The 16502-nt window shown below is 35.7% G+C and carries 24 protein-coding genes and 1 pseudogene; 16 read left to right on the top strand and 9 right to left on the bottom strand.

All coding sequences use genetic code 11. The features are described 5' to 3' along the window. Nucleotides 1-21: 21 nt before the first annotated feature. Nucleotides 22-195 (bottom strand): YtzI protein, encoded by a 174-nt coding sequence (gene ytzI / locus MHI57_RS09880; RefSeq protein WP_095372156.1) that lies wholly within the window; start codon nt 193-195, stop codon nt 22-24. Between the two features lie 135 nt (nt 196-330). On the opposite strand from ytzI, the gene MHI57_RS09875 reads away from it, so the two are divergent. Next, nucleotides 331-768, top strand: coding sequence for a Dps family protein (locus MHI57_RS09875; protein ID WP_095372157.1), 438 nt, complete (start codon nt 331-333; stop codon nt 766-768). A 17-nt stretch (nt 769-785) separates the two neighbouring features. Here MHI57_RS09875 and MHI57_RS09870 read toward each other — a convergent pair whose 3' ends face one another. After that, nucleotides 786-1796 carry a hypothetical protein gene (locus MHI57_RS09870; protein WP_340976105.1) on the bottom strand — a complete coding sequence of 337 codons (1011 nt, stop codon included), beginning with the start codon at nt 1794-1796 and terminating at the stop codon, nt 786-788. A gap of 238 nt (nt 1797-2034) precedes the next feature. Continuing rightward, entirely contained in the window at nt 2035-2271 is a 237-nt protein-coding gene (locus tag MHI57_RS09865; RefSeq protein ID WP_095372158.1) for a DUF6154 family protein, read from the bottom strand. Nucleotides 2272-2360: 89 nt separating this feature from the next. Between MHI57_RS09865 and MHI57_RS09860 the strand changes: the two genes are divergently transcribed. Together MHI57_RS09860 and ytkD are read left to right on the top strand one after the other, a co-directional pair. Continuing rightward, nucleotides 2361-2723 (top strand): hydrolase, encoded by a 363-nt coding sequence (locus MHI57_RS09860; RefSeq protein WP_095373621.1) that lies wholly within the window; start codon nt 2361-2363, stop codon nt 2721-2723. Between the two features lie 113 nt (nt 2724-2836). Beyond that, nucleotides 2837-3310, top strand: coding sequence for an RNA deprotection pyrophosphohydrolase (gene ytkD / locus MHI57_RS09855; RefSeq protein WP_095372159.1), 474 nt, complete (start codon nt 2837-2839; stop codon nt 3308-3310). 24 nt (nt 3311-3334) lie between these two features. Here the strand turns inward: ytkD and MHI57_RS09850 are convergent, their stop codons facing one another. The 5 genes and pseudogenes from MHI57_RS09850 to MHI57_RS09830 form a co-directional block, all read right to left on the bottom strand. Beyond that, entirely contained in the window at nt 3335-4141 is an 807-nt protein-coding gene (locus tag MHI57_RS09850) for an ABC transporter permease (protein ID WP_224938834.1), read from the bottom strand. Then, complete coding sequence (locus MHI57_RS09845) at nt 4107-4898, bottom strand: ABC transporter ATP-binding protein (protein ID WP_095372161.1); 792 nt, start codon at nt 4896-4898, stop codon at nt 4107-4109. The genes MHI57_RS09850 and MHI57_RS09845 overlap by 35 nt, the downstream gene beginning before the upstream one ends. A 68-nt stretch (nt 4899-4966) precedes the next feature. Then, a pseudogene (locus MHI57_RS09840) lies at nt 4967-5647 on the bottom strand (ABC transporter substrate-binding protein); the annotation flags it as partial. A 40-nt stretch (nt 5648-5687) separates the two neighbouring features. Continuing rightward, nucleotides 5688-7070, bottom strand: coding sequence for a recombinase family protein (locus MHI57_RS09835; protein WP_340976099.1), 1383 nt, complete (start codon nt 7068-7070; stop codon nt 5688-5690). Between the two features lie 74 nt (nt 7071-7144). Beyond that, nucleotides 7145-7843, bottom strand: coding sequence for an XRE family transcriptional regulator (locus MHI57_RS09830; RefSeq protein WP_340976096.1), 699 nt, complete (start codon nt 7841-7843; stop codon nt 7145-7147). Between the two features lie 191 nt (nt 7844-8034). Between MHI57_RS09830 and MHI57_RS09825 the strand changes: the two genes are divergently transcribed. The 11 genes from MHI57_RS09825 to MHI57_RS09775 all read left to right on the top strand — a co-directional run bounded on the left by MHI57_RS09825 (nt 8035) and on the right by MHI57_RS09775 (nt 13973). Beyond that, the gene (locus MHI57_RS09825; protein WP_340976093.1) at nt 8035-8265 is read left to right on the top strand and encodes a helix-turn-helix domain-containing protein; all 231 of its coding nucleotides are present in this window, start codon (nt 8035-8037) and stop codon (nt 8263-8265) included. 12 nt (nt 8266-8277) lie between these two features. Then, nucleotides 8278-8460: a hypothetical protein gene (locus MHI57_RS09820; protein WP_340976090.1), complete on the top strand. Its 183-nt coding sequence runs from the start codon at nt 8278-8280 to the stop codon at nt 8458-8460. A gap of 184 nt (nt 8461-8644) precedes the next feature. Beyond that, the gene (locus MHI57_RS09815) at nt 8645-8785 is read left to right on the top strand and encodes a hypothetical protein (RefSeq protein WP_340976086.1); all 141 of its coding nucleotides are present in this window, start codon (nt 8645-8647) and stop codon (nt 8783-8785) included. A gap of 3 nt (nt 8786-8788) precedes the next feature. Continuing rightward, nucleotides 8789-8959 carry a YqaI family protein gene (locus MHI57_RS09810; protein WP_340976084.1) on the top strand — a complete coding sequence of 57 codons (171 nt, stop codon included), beginning with the start codon at nt 8789-8791 and terminating at the stop codon, nt 8957-8959. A gap of 76 nt (nt 8960-9035) precedes the next feature. Beyond that, nucleotides 9036-10259, top strand: coding sequence for a DEAD/DEAH box helicase (locus MHI57_RS09805; protein ID WP_340976081.1), 1224 nt, complete (start codon nt 9036-9038; stop codon nt 10257-10259). Beyond that, complete coding sequence (locus MHI57_RS09800; RefSeq protein WP_340976079.1) at nt 10260-10835, top strand: 3'-5' exonuclease; 576 nt, start codon at nt 10260-10262, stop codon at nt 10833-10835. Nucleotides 10836-10840: 5 nt separating this feature from the next. After that, a complete protein-coding gene (locus MHI57_RS09795; RefSeq protein ID WP_340976077.1) occupies nt 10841-11158 on the top strand; it encodes a hypothetical protein in 318 nt (105 codons plus the stop codon). Next, nucleotides 11158-11439, top strand: a complete 282-nt coding sequence (locus tag MHI57_RS09790; RefSeq protein ID WP_340976076.1) for a VRR-NUC domain-containing protein — start codon at nt 11158-11160, stop codon at nt 11437-11439. The genes MHI57_RS09795 and MHI57_RS09790 overlap by 1 nt, the downstream gene beginning before the upstream one ends. Further along, complete coding sequence (locus tag MHI57_RS09785; protein WP_340976075.1) at nt 11436-13256, top strand: AAA family ATPase; 1821 nt, start codon at nt 11436-11438, stop codon at nt 13254-13256. The genes MHI57_RS09790 and MHI57_RS09785 overlap by 4 nt, the downstream gene beginning before the upstream one ends. A 28-nt stretch (nt 13257-13284) precedes the next feature. Next, nucleotides 13285-13488: a hypothetical protein gene (locus MHI57_RS09780; protein WP_340976074.1), complete on the top strand. Its 204-nt coding sequence runs from the start codon at nt 13285-13287 to the stop codon at nt 13486-13488. A gap of 2 nt (nt 13489-13490) precedes the next feature. Beyond that, on the top strand, nt 13491-13973 hold the full coding sequence (locus MHI57_RS09775) for a DUF669 domain-containing protein (RefSeq protein WP_340976073.1): 483 nt from the start codon (nt 13491-13493) through the stop codon (nt 13971-13973). Between the two features lie 319 nt (nt 13974-14292). Here the strand turns inward: MHI57_RS09775 and MHI57_RS09770 are convergent, their stop codons facing one another. Then, the gene (locus MHI57_RS09770; protein ID WP_340976072.1) at nt 14293-14484 is read right to left on the bottom strand and encodes a hypothetical protein; all 192 of its coding nucleotides are present in this window, start codon (nt 14482-14484) and stop codon (nt 14293-14295) included. Nucleotides 14485-14606: 122 nt separating this feature from the next. Here MHI57_RS09770 and MHI57_RS09765 point away from each other — a divergent pair, with 122 nt between their 5' ends. Then, nucleotides 14607-14801, top strand: coding sequence for a hypothetical protein (locus MHI57_RS09765; RefSeq protein ID WP_340976071.1), 195 nt, complete (start codon nt 14607-14609; stop codon nt 14799-14801). Between the two features lie 15 nt (nt 14802-14816). Further along, on the top strand, nt 14817-16502 hold the full coding sequence (locus MHI57_RS09760) for a hypothetical protein (RefSeq protein WP_340976069.1): 1686 nt from the start codon (nt 14817-14819) through the stop codon (nt 16500-16502).

The raw sequence follows: 16502 nt of genomic DNA, 5'->3' as shown, positions 1-16502 counted from the left end.
TCCTCTCAAAAAGTATTAGTGTTACTTTATATCCTTGTCCTCTTGATTGGGTGCCTTATCCTCTTCTGAAAGAGGTTTCGGTAGAGGATCTACGGTATGTTTGAATGTGTAAGCTTTGGATGTTGTCATTACACTTAAAATAAGGATTGTAAAGACAATAATAATTGATATCATAATGACAATAATATAAGTCATAAATAGTCTCCCCCTTTACAAAAGCTATTTTACCATTTCTCTCTTTTAATCTGAACTAAAATATCTTTCCTTATCCGATAGTTATGTGTTTGAAAATTGGATAAGCGGGTATCTTATAAGTGGAGGTTGATAAATATGAGCGAAAAATTAATCCAATCAGTAAACAAACAAGTAGCAAACTGGACTGTAATGTATGTGAAGTTACATAACTACCATTGGTATGTTAAAGGAAGCAACTTCTTCGTATTACATGAAAAATTTGAAGAACTATATAACGAAGCTAATGACCATATTGACGAATTAGCGGAAAGAATACTTGCTTTAGGTGGAAATCCTGTAGCAACAATGAAGGATTGCTTGGATACGGCTTCTATTGAAGAAGCAACAGGTAAAGAAGACGCAAGAGACATGGTACAATCTGTATGGAGTGACTTCGATAAAATGTTAGATGAACTACAAGAAGGTATTGAACTAGCTGATGAAGCGAAAGATGAAGCCACTGGTGATATGCTGATTGCAGTTAAACAGAGTGTGAAAAAACATAACTGGATGCTTAAAGCATTTTTAGGATAAGCGGAAAAAGATCTCTTTTAAGAGGTCTTTTTTAATTTTAGGAAATATAAAATGTGCAGGGAGAGACGATATGAAAGAATGTGGAATATGAAAAGAGCCGAATGAAAAGGAAATCTGAAATTGCGAACTTTAGTGGGCTGAAAAGAGCCGAGAATAGTTGTTAAACTGGAATACGAACACAAGAAAGTGTAAAGAACCGAGAACTCCAGCATTGATCCGACTAAACTGTGGATTTCTGTCGAGATGAGTAGGGATATGAGTAGTTGCCCGACTAATCTTTGTTTTTCCGTTGAGATGAGTAGGGATATGAGTAGTTGCCCGACTAATCTTTGTTTCACCGTCGAGATAAGTAGCGATTCGTTGAAATGCCCGACTAAACTGTAGATTTTCGTCGAGATGAGTAGGGATTCGGGCAAATGCCCGACTAATCTTTGTTTCTCTGTCGAGATAAGTAGGGAAACGAGTAGTTGCCCGACTAATCTTTGTTTTTCCGTTGAGATGAGTAGTGATATGAGTAGTTGCCCGACTAAACTATGTTTTTCCGTCGAGATGAGTAGGGATATGAGTAGTTGCCCGACTAAACTTTGTTTCACCGTCGAGATAAGTAGCGATTCGTTGAAATGCCCGACTAAACTGTAGATTTTCGTCGAGATGAGTAGGGATTCAGGCAAATGCCCGACTAAACTGTGGATCTCCGTCGAGATGAGTAGCGATACAAGCAGTTGCCCGACTAAACTATGTTTTTCCGTTGAGATGAGTAGCGATACAAGCAGTTGCCCGACTAAACTATGTTTTTCCGTCGAGATGAGTAGCGATACAAGCAGTTGCCCGACTAAACTATGTTTCGCCGTCCAGATGAGTAGCGATTCCATCATCTGCCCGACTAAACTATGTTTCGCCGTCCAGATGAGTAGCGATTCCATCATCTGCCCGACTAAACTTTGTTTCGCCGTCCAGATGAGTAGCGATTCCATCATCTGCCCGACTAAACTTTGTTTCGCCGTCCAGATGAGTAGCGATTCCATCATCTGCCCGACTCAACTCTGCATCCCCATCCTGATGAGTCGTAATTCCATCATTTATTTGAATCAATATCAAGTGAGAGAAGACCAAGATGCTTCTAACATGCCACTAATTGGCAAATATAGCAAGTTAAATGGGTGAATATTCAGCTTCACTTTTAAACATGCCACCAAGTTTATCCTTATTTCCCCAATCCACCACTTTCTGTAACATGCCACTTTTTTATCAGAAGCCTATGTAGACTCAATGATAATTTTGAGGCTTTGTAAAATCACTTTCTGCAAATTTTCCTTTAAGGGATTCAATAACATAAAGCCCCATTAAATTATATAGTTCTTGGTTATCCAGTTCTTCAATTAATGTAAGGATATCTTCTCGGGACATTTCCTCTAAGAAAGCAAACGTAAGCATATCAATATCTTCTTCGTCACCTGTAAGCTTATTACGATAATAGTCGTACAGTTCATCAATAATTTTCATTATTTGCACCTGCCCATTTTCTTCTTATTTTACGTTTAGTATATGTTAAGTTCATGGTTTTGCTCATTTTTCGTATAAATTCATTCATAATGAGGGAAACAAATAATAAGAAGAAAGGGGCTGAAAGTGTGGATCAGAAGAAAACTTATTATATTACGGTGAATGATGGTGAAATCTCACAAAGTTCTACTTCCTCATCATGGAATTTTAAAATAGAGGCAACTGATGATGAAATTATCGAATTGAGAGAGTTGTTTGATCAAAATTACTCAACAGAATGGGAAGGTTTTTTCCGGGCTCATGTTCCTTATTTACAGTATCATTTCGACAGGCAAAATGATAAGTATGATGATGGTTTGACGCAAATATATAGCGCCATTTATCGATTAGGCGATGAAGAAGCTAAAAATCATATTGTCAATATGGGGATTCTTCCCCCTGAACAACAATAAAACTGTGCTCTAAACACCGTTATAAATATTGACGGTGTTTTCACCTTTTCCTGTACGTTACGTTTCTTTCCAAGTAAAATATACCAATAAGTATATGTAAAGTGGGAGATTAAATGGAATATTTTATCGATCAAAACGGGAATCGTGTAGCACTCTCATTTAATGAAGAAGGATTTGAAATGGAGCCGCGTCATGTGTTGGTGTTATGTAAAAAAGGCGATGACTGGTTATTAACGAACCATAAAGAAAGAGGGTGGGAGTTTCCAGGTGGAAAGGCGGAGGAAGGAGAAGATATATATACAGCTGCAAAGAGAGAAGTAAAGGAAGAAACCGGAGCAGTCTTGTCTTCTATTGAACATATTGGTACATATCAAGTAATGGAAAAACATCGTTCCTTTATAAAGGCTATCATGTTTGCAGAGGTTGATTATTTACAAAAAGTAGACCATTATTTCGAAACGGATGGTCCAAAATGGGTAGCGATTAATCAGCTCATGAGGGAGATTCATCAACCCAATTATAGTTTTATAATGAAAGATCGTGTAGTAGAGAGAAGTGTAGCTTATCTACAAAATCGCTTGAAATAAAGGGCTGCACGCTCATGCAAGCCCTTAGTTGTTTTTTATTAATTTCTTCTCTAAAAATTCTACTGCTTGATACATAATGGTAGCTAATACAGCTATGACAAGCAGAGAGAGCATAACTAAAGTAAAGTTAAATACTTGGAATCCGTAAATAATCATATAACCTAACCCTTTAGAGGCGACGAGAAACTCCCCGACAATCACCCCGACCCAAGATAAGCCGACATTGACTTTAAGTGTGGAAATAATTACAGGAAAGGATGACGGAAGAATGGCTTCCTTAAATATTTGGAAGCGGGTTCCACCAAAGGTTTGAAGCACTTTTATATAATTTGGATCTACCTCTCTAAAAGATGTATAAACGACGATGGTTGTGATAATAACGGAAATAATCGTTCCCATTGCTACAATCGACGTGAAGCTAGGTCCAAGAGCGACAATTAAAATCGGTCCTAAAGCCACTTTCGGCATACTGTTTAAAATGACGAGATAAGGATCTAGAATCTTAGAGAGAAACGGTGACCACCATAGAATCGCCGCCAATATCGTTCCCAATAATGTCCCTAAAATAAAACCGAGTATGGTTTCTGATAAAGTAAAACCTAAATCAAAAAACAGCGTACCATCTTGAACTTTAATTAAAAAGAGCTCCCATACTTTTGAAGGTGAACTGAAAATGAGAGGGTCGATCCACTTGTTTCTACTGGCAATCTCCCAGCCTGAGAAGAAAATAAGAAAAATAACGAGTTGATAAAATCGTACCCAATACTTTTCTTTCTTAAGGGAGCGGATATACGCATTATGGAGTGCTTTTGTGTGACTCTTGTGATCCAAGGGACTCCATCTCCTTCCAAATCGTTTGAAAAATTTCTGCATTCATTGGGTGGTTTCTTGTATCGAATGGAGAGCATTCTCTTAATTCCTCAGGTATTTCAAATACTTTATGAATCTTACCAGGGCTTGGTGCGAATAAATAGATGCGATCGCTCATCGCAATTGCTTCGCCGATATCATGTGTCACAAGAATAGCTGTTTTTCCAAATGATTTTAATGTGTCAGATACAAGATTTTCTAAATGCAATTTTGTTTGATAATCGAGAGCGGAAAATGGTTCATCTAACATGAGAAGTTTAGGTTCGGTTGCCAGCGTCCTTACAAGTGCTACCCTTTGTCGCATGCCGCCTGATAATTGTTTTGGATACAATGACTCGACATCTGATAAGCCCATTTGTAATAATAAATCTTTTGCATAAGCTTTTCTTTCTTCATCTAAGTGATGATTGATCTTTAGACCCAAAAGAATATTTTCCTCAATGGTTTTCCAAGGGAATAGATAATCTTGTTGCAACATATATCCAATTTCACTTTTCAATGTAGCTACTTGTTTTCCTTCTAATTCTACACGGCCCTCCGTTGGTTGGAAAAGACCAGCAATGATAGATAACAAGGTTGTTTTGCCACATCCGCTCGGTCCTAAAAATGAAATGAATTCTCCTTCATTCACTTGAAGTGAGATATTAGAGAGAGCCGTCACTGCATTTGATTTCGTAAAGTAAGTATGATGAATATCTTGCACTTTTAAGAATGTCATCTTGCAGTCTCCTCTTTTTTTTCTGGATGGTTGAGCGAACAGAATCATTCTATCCGCTCCACATAGTACTATTCTTTAATCACTTTCTCAGCAATGGATGTGTTGACAAGAGTTTCATAATCCACTCGAGCAGGCAGTTCACCTGCTTCATCCATAATATTTTGCAAGTTCTCCCATTCTTCTTTTTCTAAAATAGGATCGGTCGCAAAGGACCCTTGACTTTTATAACGATCAATTGACATGGTTAAAATTTCTAAATCTGTATTATCAAAGTATTTTGTAATGATTTTAGCTGTTTCTTCTGCTGAATGTTCATCTACCCATTGTTGCGCTTTATAGATGGCACGTGTAAATTTCTCTACTGTTTCTTCGTTACCATTGATGAAGCTATCCTTTGTCATATATGCTGTATAAGGAAGGTGGCCAGATTCTTCACCGAAGGAAGCGACGATATGTCCAATGCCTTCTTTTTCAAACACACTCGCAGTCGGTTCGAATAATTGTACAAACTCACCAGTACCAGATGAAAAGGCAGGAGCGATATTGGCAAAATCAATATTTTGAATTAGCTCTAAGTCAGCATGTGGATCAATATCATGTTTTTTTAACGTATACTCACCAGCCATTTGCGGCATGCCACCTTTTCTTTGCCCGAGGAAGGTACTCTTCTTTACCATATCCCAAGTGAAATCTTGGATATCTTCCCTTGCAACAAGGAAGGTGCCATCTGTTTGCGTCAGTTGCGTGAAGTAAAACATAATACAGGGGGATTTACATGTAGATATTACTTTACTTTAATTTATACTTTAAAGTTATTGGTTTGTTTCTGCCTTTATCCCTTAGAATGAACAACGTTTCAAATATGCTATTGAGTAGTTCCTTTTGTTCGAAAGGATCTGCTTCGTTATATATAAAATGGATATCCTTTACTTTTGAAAGCTTTTTGAATTTTTCTTCTGGAGATTCCTCATCAATTTCTGCTTCCTGAAGTAAAGTTTTTAAATCTTCTTCTTGTTCATTCAATTGATTAATCTTATCGTATAGAGTTTGTTTTGGAATTGGATTGTCATCATCTAAAAAGGTGGCGTACCATTTTTCCTTTTGCTTTTCAATTTTATCTAGGTTTTTTTTTATTTCATCAACGTTAATACTTGATAGTTGATAGTTTTTATCTATTTGCTTTATAAAATATTCCTTTGAAGTAATTAGTTTTTCAATTTCATCTAAAAGTAGGTCGGTAATTCTTTTGCCGTACGTTAAACGATTACAGCCAAAACAACGATAGTATGTTTTATTATCACGTTTATCGAAAAAACCATTCATAGGCTCATCACAATGACCGCATTTCAATAGGCCAGTTAACGGGAATTTCCCTTTTCTCACTAAATTTTTATGATTATTCTTAAGTTTTTGTTGTACTTTTAAGAATAATGAGTTAGAGATTATTGCAGGGTGATTATTGAATACTACTTTGTTTCCCCATCTGTATACTCCTGTGTAAATATCATTACGCAACATTCCGTATATCGTATTGTGGTTCCACTTTTTCGCAATTCGAGGTTTAATTCCAAGTTCGTTTAATCTATCTGATATTTTTCTATATCCGTATCCATCAGCGTACCATTCGAAAATTTTTATAACCCATTTTGATTCATCTTCAATTACAGTGCAATTAAAAGATAAATCAAATTTATAGCCATAAGGAGAATGTCCGCCTGGGCGTTTACCTTCCTCAATCATTTGATGAATACCAAACTTAACACGTTCACCAAGGTTCTCTCGTTCCCATTGTGCAAGGGAGGCTACAAGAGTTATAAATAATTTTCCCAACGCTGTTGATGTATCATATTGTTCTGTAGATGATTTAAATTTAACATCGTATTTTTCAAAGTACTCTAGTAGTTTGTATAAGTCTAATACTGATCTGGTTAGTCGATCCAATTTATGAACTAAAACTAAATCAAACTTTCGCTTTTTTAGATCCTTCATCATTTCCTGCATTTTAGGACGGTCTAAATCTTTCGCAGATTTTCCTTCTTCTTTGTATTCTTCAACAATTTCCCATCCCTGACTTTTACAAAATGCACGTAAACTTTCTATTTGAGCAGGAATTGAAAACCCTTCTTTTGCTTGTTCTTGGGTGGATACTCGAACATAAATAGCAACTCTCACAAATATTCACCAACCTTATAAAATAGGGAGAGCCGTCGCCCTCCCTAACTGTTTAAATTGCTAGCGCTAGAAATTTAATCTAATGTTGTTGAGTACCATACTACTTTTGCATAAATTTTTAATTCCGAATTAGTATTATACGGTACTTCTATGTCTCGAAACTTTCTGTCATGTGATTCGGGACTGAAAATTAAAACCTGATCTTCTTCATCTCTTCTAACTCTTTTCATACTATACTCTCGATCGTAACTAAAAATAACAATATCATCATCTTTAAAGCTGTGTGTATCAACAGGTTTGGCTACAACATAAGAACCATTTTTAATGATCTTATTCATGCTATCTCCATTTACTTTCATTACAAAAAGACCATCGCAAAATGCATGTTTACCAAGAAGAACTTCAGGAATATTTATATATTCTACCCTATCCTCAGTAACACCTTCTACTGTAGCAAGAGCTCCAGCTGCAATGTCTCCATAAAGGGGGAGTTGTAAACTATCATCAAAAATATAAGTTATCTTTTCTTCTTTTAAAACATCTGTTCTTTTAAAGCTAGGGTCAATATCAGATTTAGAAACATTAAATGCTGCAGCAAGTTTTTCAACATTCCCTGGGTTAATAAGAGTTTTACAATTTATGTAGTCCGAAAGTGTACTCTTTGAAATCCCAGATTCTTCACTAAGTTTTAATTGTGTCCAACTTTTTGCTTTCATCAATTTCTTAACTCTTTCTGATATTTCTTTTTTTAAAGGTAAATCTCTATCTATCAATTGTTCCACCTCCTTTCGATATCTTAATGATATCCGAAAATATACGGAATGTAAAGAATAATTCCGAAAAAAATCGAAATAATATTTCATAAAAATATATAATAAAAATCATTAATCCGAGAAAAATCGGTTGACATTCCGAAAATAATCGGATATTGTATAACCAAGCGATAACAGGAGGTGAATGCAAAATGAAAATCAAAATCACACTTAAGGCAGCGAGAGTGAATGCGGGATTGAAGTTAGTTGAAGCAGCTGAACTTTTTGGAATCAACAAAGATACGCTTTCTAAGTATGAAAGAGATTCCACAAACGTCCCCCGTTCCTTTTTTGTAAAGATTGAAGAGTACTACAAAGTTCCGGTTGAAAATATTTTTTTTGGTCCGCAATCCGATTTTTTTCGGAAATTAAAAACTGCGTAAAGGAGGTTTCAAATGAGTAGGGCAGTCCTACCTCCCATCAATCATATACATTCATTAAAGGAGATGGTGGGCATGGATAAAGTTATCAATGTTGGACTTTGTGAAGAGCCGTCAAATGGTGCGATTGATAAGTTTATCAAAATTTATCTTGAGATTGCCAAAAAGAGAAAGAGCACAGTAAAGGTTGATAAATGAGGTCAATTATCACGACAGTAAATTTCCTTTTTCTTTTGCCCTTTTTGCGAAATTTGTAGAAAAATAATGATTCTACCTTAAAGGAGGTGAGCATATTGAAAATTTGCCCCAAACAATGGTTAGCAATGGCGCCAGTTGATCGTTACATTGCCATTTTGAATAAAGCTAAAAGGAGTTGGAAGAAGTGAGCATTCACAAAGCATTAATAGGTTCGGTTGTAGATGGAGATTTTCATACAACTGTTGATGGAATTGAGTATTCAACAAACATTCGAGAGATCGTCACTGTAGGTTACATGCTAGAAAATTGCATTGAGGAGGAATAAAAATTGTCTAGTGTAAAGAAAGTTACTGATCATCCAGTAGAAGATGCATATGGATTGGAAATTCAGGAAGGCGATGTTTATTGGATGTTTGGCAAGACAGTCGTCAGTGATTTGAATCTTAAAACTTACTTAATAGAAGAGCACAATATGGAGTGCTTCCGTGCAATGGGATAAAAAAAGACCACTCTGCCAAGTGGTCCGCAAAAACAAATTTCCAATGAAAGTATAGCAAGGAAACGAAGTGATGTAAATGAAACTCTTCCCACACCAGGACAAAGCGCTTGATGATACTTATGAATACAATCGTGTTGCGTATTACTTAGATATGGGATTGGGAAAGACATTTGTTGGTAGTGAAAAGATGTGGGAACTCAACACCGCCTACAATCTTGTAATCTGCCAAAAATCCAAAATATCAGATTGGAAAGAGCATTTTGAATCTCACTATGATTACAAGGTTATTGTTTTCGATAAGCAAAAGTTAGATATCATCCCCCCTGAAAGTGTTCTGATTGTTAATTATGACAAGGTATGGAGACGACCCGAGCTATTAAAATTAAAGGATTTCACTTTAATGTTGGACGAGTCGTCCATGATTAAGAATGAGAAGTCTAATAGAAGTAAATTCATTCTTAATCTGGCAGCTGAAAACGTTATTTTACTATCAGGTACGCCCACTGGTGGCAAGTATGAGGAACTATGGAGTCAATTGTATTTGTTAGGTTGGAAGATTAATAAAAAGCTTTTCCTGAAGCAATTTGTTAATCAGGAGTGGGATGATCGCAACCAACAATTTAAAATAACAGGCTATAAAAATGTGGACCGATTAAAGCACAAGTTAAGAAGCCACGGAGCCATCTTTATGAAAACAGAAGAAGTTTTTAATCTTCCAATGGTGAATGAGCAACATGTGAAGATACCCTGCACGAAAGATTATCAGGAATTTAAAAAGCATCATATTATCCAGATTGGTGAGGATGAACTGATTGGAGATACAGCCGCAGCAAAGAAACTATATTTACGACAATTAGCTGGGTTCTACAATCAGCACAAATTGAATTATGTGAAAGACATTATAGACAGTACCAATGATCGCATCATCATATTTTATAACTTTAAACGAGAATATGAAGCATTGGTAAGCATGATTGATAAACCTTACAGCACTGTAAATGGTTCATTAAAGGATTTAACAGCATATGAACAGCAAGATAACAGCATCACGCTTATTCAGTACCAGGCGGGCGCTATGGGGCTTAATCTTCAAAAGGCTAACAAGATTGTTTATTTTACACTCACTGATAAAAGTGAGTTGTTTGAACAAAGCAAGAAGCGTATCCACCGAATTGGTCAAGAAAGACCTTGCTTTTACTATTACTTACTTACAGATGGATCTATTGAATGGCGAATGCTTGATGTATTAAAAGAACGAAAAGATTATACAGATGCCTTATTCGAGAAGGAGGACACGTGAATGAGATTAGATATTATGACAGACATTGAAACATTGGGTACAAATTCAGATTCTACAATTATTCAAATTTCAGCTATTGCTTTTGATATTGAAAGTGGGGGACACAAATTTGAATTCAATCAGATTGCAAATATAGCAAAAAATGAAATGCCGATAAAAGTAACTGGTTCCACTATTCAATGGTGGTTAAACACCAATAAGGAATTATTCGCCGAGTTAATAAACGGTGGGGAAAATTCGAGTGAACAAGTGTTGATAAACTTTCATAAATGGTTAACGGACAGAATAAGTGGAGTCAAACACACCTATTTATGGGGAAATGGAATTTTGTTCGATAATAAGATGATTCAACATCAATTTGAAAGTTTAGGTTTAGATTACCCTATCTTTTATAGAAATGACCGTGATGTTAGAACACTAGTTGAACTAGCAAGTAAAAAATTAGGAATTTCTGAACAAGAATTAAAGGCACGATTTAATGATGAAGCTCTTGTGCATCACAATGCATTTGATGATGTGATATTCCAAATTAAATTAGTTTCTGGTTGTTACAAAATATTAGTTGAAAGTGAGTGAATCAAATGACAAACCAATTAACACCTTTTGAAAATAAATACTTGGCTCTTATGTCAGCAATCGCTTTTACAGCTCAACAAGAAAAGGAGATTGTAGCTAAAAATAAGGAATTGAAAGCTGATCTAGAAAGAGCTATGGATGAATACGACATTAAATCGATTGATAATCAGCTTTTAAAGATTACCAGAGTAGCAGCAAGCTCTTCCACTACAGTTGATGTAAAGACGCTCAAGGAAAAAGAGCCTGATCTGTATGGTGAGCTGATTGAGGATTATCCAAAAGTAACAAATAAAAAAGCTTATGTGAAATTTACGGTTAAGTGATGCGTGAATCAGCGTTTCAGAAAAAAGTCATTAAGTTCTTAAAAGATAATGATATCTGGCATGTGAAATATTGGGCTGGTAGTCAGTACACCAAAGAAGGTATTCCAGATATTTTAGCCTGTATTGATGGTACATTCCATGGGATTGAACTAAAAACGGATACGGGACAACCTAGTAAGCTACAACTCTACAATATTCGAAAAATCAAGGATTCAGGTGGAGAAGCATACATACTTCGCCCAAAAGATTTTGAGTCCTGGAAAGAAAGGTGGTTTGAGTGACTCAATACTCTTATAGCCGTGTGTCACTGTTCAATGACTGCCCTTACCATTTTAAACTTCGGTATATTGATAAATTAACCGAGTTAACAAAATATGATGCAGCTAACCCATTAATCATTGGACATGCTCTGCATACTGGCATTGAACATGATTATAAAACCGCAGAGAAGGAATACTTTAATTCTTTTCCTGTACTAACAGATTCAATCATTGAGGAATCTATGAAGCTAGAAATATTAATCCCAAAAGTTAAAGAGTTCTTACAAAGTACTTTCCCAGGCTTCGAGTTTATTCATGAATATAAGATTGATCATGAGGATTATATAGGCTTCGTAGATCTGATAGCAAAGGCACCAGATGGACAATGCATGGTAATTGATTTTAAGTATTCCAATCATATTAAAAACTACCTCACTTCTGGTCAGTTGCACATATATAGGGACTATTTGAAACAGGATGGATTTGATGTTAGAAAGCTCGCTTACTTGTTTGTACCCAAGACAAGCATTAAACAAAAAGATAATGAGGACTTGTTCCATTTTAGAAAAAGGCTAGTTCAAACAGTTGAAGAGTCGAAAGTCACATTTGTTCCAATAGAGTTTGATGAAATGGAAAGCATTTATTTTAAAAATTCTATAGCGAAAATTGAAGAAACAAAGGATTTTTCAAAAAAGAATGCTAGTGGAAACTGCTTTAGCTGTAATCCACGATTCGCTCCAATTTACTTGGAAGCTCTACAAAATGAAAAGGGAGAGATTATTATGGCATTGCCTAAAAATGAACGCAGAGAAAGAAAAATTGATGAAAGACCTGACTTTTGGATTTACGCAGATTCGTATGTTGGTAAGTCCACTTTCGTTGACAGTGTGGATAATGTTCTATTCCTCAACACTGACGGAAACACTGACAACACGACGGCACCAGTCGTATCAATTAAAGATGAAGTAACTAAAACTGGCCGTATTACTAATCGAAAATTAGCCTGGGATGTGTTCCTAGATACAATCAGTGATTTAGAAACAGAAACAAATGATTATGAAGCCGTTGCGCTCGATCTAGTTGAGGATATTTATGAACATTGCCGTTATTATGTCTTTGATAAAAATGGTTGGGAGCATGAATCTGATGGCTCATACGGTAAAGGTTGGTCGAAAGTAACGACAGAATTTAACAACGCAATGAAGCGATTGAAAGCTTTAGGATACCAAGTAATTTACATCAGTAAAGAGAAGGTTGAGGAAATTACGCTTAAAGGTGGAGCAAAACGGACCACGTTCAAGCCTAACATTAATGACAAAGTAGCAAATTTCCTTACTGGTACTGTAGACCTCACTCTTAGAGCGTTCGTAAATTCAGATGATGAGCGATTCCTACAATTAACTAAGAAACAAAATGTTTTCGGTGGCGGTCGTTTTGACTTCCAAGTTGATGTTATTTCATTAGATATGGATGAGTTTATTGAAGAGTTGATTGCTGCCCAAGAAGGTAAGAAAAAGAAGAAGAAAGAGAAGCCTAAACGCACAGGGCGTACAAAGAAGGAAGATTCATCTGAAGAAGAAAATGAAAAAGTAAGTCAAGCTGCTGAAGAGGTTCGAGAAGAAGCTAAAGAAGAGAAACCAAAGCGCAGCCGTAAAAAGCGTGAACCTGAGCCAGATGATGAAAAAGAGGATGAAGTTGAGGAAGAAAAACCGAAGCGCCAGCGCAAGTCTCGCAAACCTGTTGAAGATGATACGCCACCAGGTGAGGGAGATGACAACGAAGATGAAGCTGAGGAAGAAGAAAAGCCAAAAACTCGTAGACGCAGATCACGCAAGTAAACTATAAAACTATTTGGAGGTAATGGAAATGGCTAAATATGATTTGAATACTAAGGAGCAGCATTTTGCTACAACTCGTAAAGAAGCAGAGGGAATTGTGGATGAAGCAAAGGAAGATAAGCATTTAACATCATGGAAGATCAGCGAGAAGCACAATAAATATGGTGAGTACTTCATAGTTGATTTGCAATTCACATTTAATACGCCAAAAGGCTTAATGGAGGTTGAATAATAATGACAGCATTCAATTGGGATAAGTTTGATAAACAAGTAGATTTAGAAGCACTCGCTGAAGATGTAAAAGAAGTTGAAGAAAATGGTGGTGGAGATTTTGACTCTGTACCAGATGGACAGTATGAGGTTGAAGTGGAGAAGTTGGAGTTAAAGGAATCATCAAAGGGAGATCCGATGCTAACAATTTGGTTCAAAATTATTGAAGGAGATTACGAGAATCAACGTATTTTCTATAACAAAGTAATGCAGCCACAAAATGATAAAGCATTTGGTCTTCAGGTACATCAGAATAACGAAATGCTTCGTGCCCTATGGGATTGTGAGAAAGATGACGTTAAGTTCACAGGCTTCAAAGATTACGCAGATTTAGTTCTAGATATTCATGAGGATATTGACGGGCAATTTGAATATCTGCTTGAAAAGGGAACAAACAATGGCGGTTTTGACACATTCGAGATTTTAGAAGTTTTCGAAGTTGAATAATTGAATAAGGGGAGGGTAATCCTTCCCTTTTATTATGGGGTGATGGAAATGATGTACAAGGCATATTGTCCAAAATGTAAATTTACTCTCTATTCAACAACAAGGAGTAGAGGGGCGAAAGCACCTATTAAATTTAAGTGTACGTGTGGTTGTCAGTTCACTTTAAAAGAAGAATTTGTGATGAAAATTAAGGGGAGATAGTTAAATGGAAAAATAAAAGAAGAGCCCATGCGGTGGCTCTCCCAGGAGATAAATTTGGCTAATCCATTGTAATCTCTATATGATATGTGAATTTCGGATAAATGATAGGGCGTTTTAATTAATTTAGAAATTTTAATCCAAATAGAAAATAAAGAATCATTGAAGCGCCTAAAAATGAAGTGAAAAATAATATTTGCTGTGGTTTAGATTGACTTTTAAGCCATTTCCATCTTTTACTTTCCATATCTAGCCAAAGGAAATCGACAATTAAAGCTACAAATATAATTACAAGGAATATAATCAAATTCATGTATTGTTTGGCTCCTTTCTAGTACAAGTACATTATAACATATTATGGAAATGTAGATGAGTTATGACAAGTATTAAAAAAAACTGCCTTGAGTATAACGAAAGTGAGAAGGAGCGAATTGTATGGATATTGATATTAAAAATGCACAATTAAACTTGTTATTGTCAATTGACGGGAAAGTTCATTTGGTTGGAATGGACGAAGAAAAGCTAGAAGTTATTGATTTATTAGTTAAAAAATCCGCATCTATTGTAATACCAACATCTAAAACCCAAGAGGATTTATTGGAGTTTTTAAACTATAAAAAGAACTATTAATAAAGGAGTGAGCACATGCTCTTTTATGACTTTGAGGTATTTAAATATGATTGGCTTGTTGTTATAACCAACACTGAAGATCACTCGGAAGAAGTCATTGTTAATAATGAACAAGCCTTAATTGATTTTTACAATGAGCATAAGACTGACATATGGGTGGGATATAATTCCCGCCATTATGATCAGTACATCTTAAAGGCAATTATATGTGGTTTTACACCACAAGAAATAAACGAGTGGATAATTGTGAAAAAAGAGCCTGGTTGGAAATTTTACAAAGACTTTTGGAAAATACAGCTTTTTAACTTTGATGTAATGACAAATAAATTTCGTTCATTAAAGCAGCTGGAAGGATTCCAAGGTCATGATATTCGTGAGTCATCAGTTGACTTTAATATTGATAGCGAACTGACAAGTTCGCAAGTTAATGAAGTTATAAAGTATTGTCGCCACGATGTACATGAAACTATGCATATTTTTATGGAGACAATAACGGAGTTTGAATCCCAAATTGAGCTACTGAAAATGTTCAATTTACCATTAAAGAATATATCTAAAACGAAGGCGCAGTTATCTGCTTTTATCCTGGATGCTAAACAACCAAAGGTGCTACGAAATGATGAGTTTGATTTCTCTTTTCCCAATACATTACGTATTGATAAATATAAAGAAGTGCTGAATTTTTATATGGAAAACAAAGATTATAAAAAGGTATTTGAAACAGAAATTGCTGGTGTTCATCACATCTTTGCATGGGGTGGGTTACATGGGGCTAGGAGTAATTATTATGGGACAGGTTACTTTCTTAATATTGATGTAGCCAGTTATTACCCAGCATTAATGATTGAATACGGATATTTAAGCCGCAATGTGAAAAATCCTGATAAGTTCAGAGAAATCCGTGATACACGACTTAAATACAAAGCCGCAAAAGATAAGCGTCAGGCACCATTGAAAATCGTAATTAATGGCACATACGGTGCGATGAAAGACCAATATAATGGTCTGTATGATCCGTTAATGGCGAACAATGTATGTATAGGTGGTATGACTTTGTTGTTAGATTTGATTGAGAAGTTAGAGCCACACTGTGACATTATTCAATCTAATACGGATGGTGTTCTTGTTAAGTTGCGTAGTTTTGACGATTACGAATTGATTGATGATATCTGTTATGAATGGGAGCAGCGCACGCATATGGAATTAGAGTTTGAGGAATTTTCAAAGGTCATTCAAAAGGACGTTAACAATTATATTCTCGTTGATGCTGAGGGGAACTATAAATCCAAAGGGTCCTATGTAAAAAAGCTCAATAACTTAGACAATGATTTGCCCATTGTTAATGAAGCAATAACTAACTTTTTTGTGAAAAATATTGAACCAGAAGAAACCATTTTCAATTGTAAGGACCTGATTAAATTTCAAAAGATAGTAAAGGTGAGTAGCAAATATGATTATGCCAGATATGGCAGAAAAAGAATGAACGAGCGTGTTTTTCGTGTATTTGCTTCAGTTGATACAAATGACCATAACTTGACGAAAGTTAAGAATGGTTCCTCTGAAAAAATCCCTTATGTACCCGAACGTTGTTTTATAGAGAATGGAGACATAACAAAAATGGAAGTGCCAGGTAAGTTAGATTATTGGTGGTATCTAGATTTGGCAATAGATAGGATAAATGCTTTTCTAGGAGGTGAGTGA

The organism is Cytobacillus sp. FSL K6-0129 (genome assembly GCF_038007625.1).
Classification (GTDB): Bacteria; Bacillota; Bacilli; order Bacillales; family Cytobacillaceae; genus Cytobacillus; species Cytobacillus kochii.
Note: the sequence above shows the minus strand (reverse complement) of the source record. Positions and strands in the feature narration are given on the sequence as shown.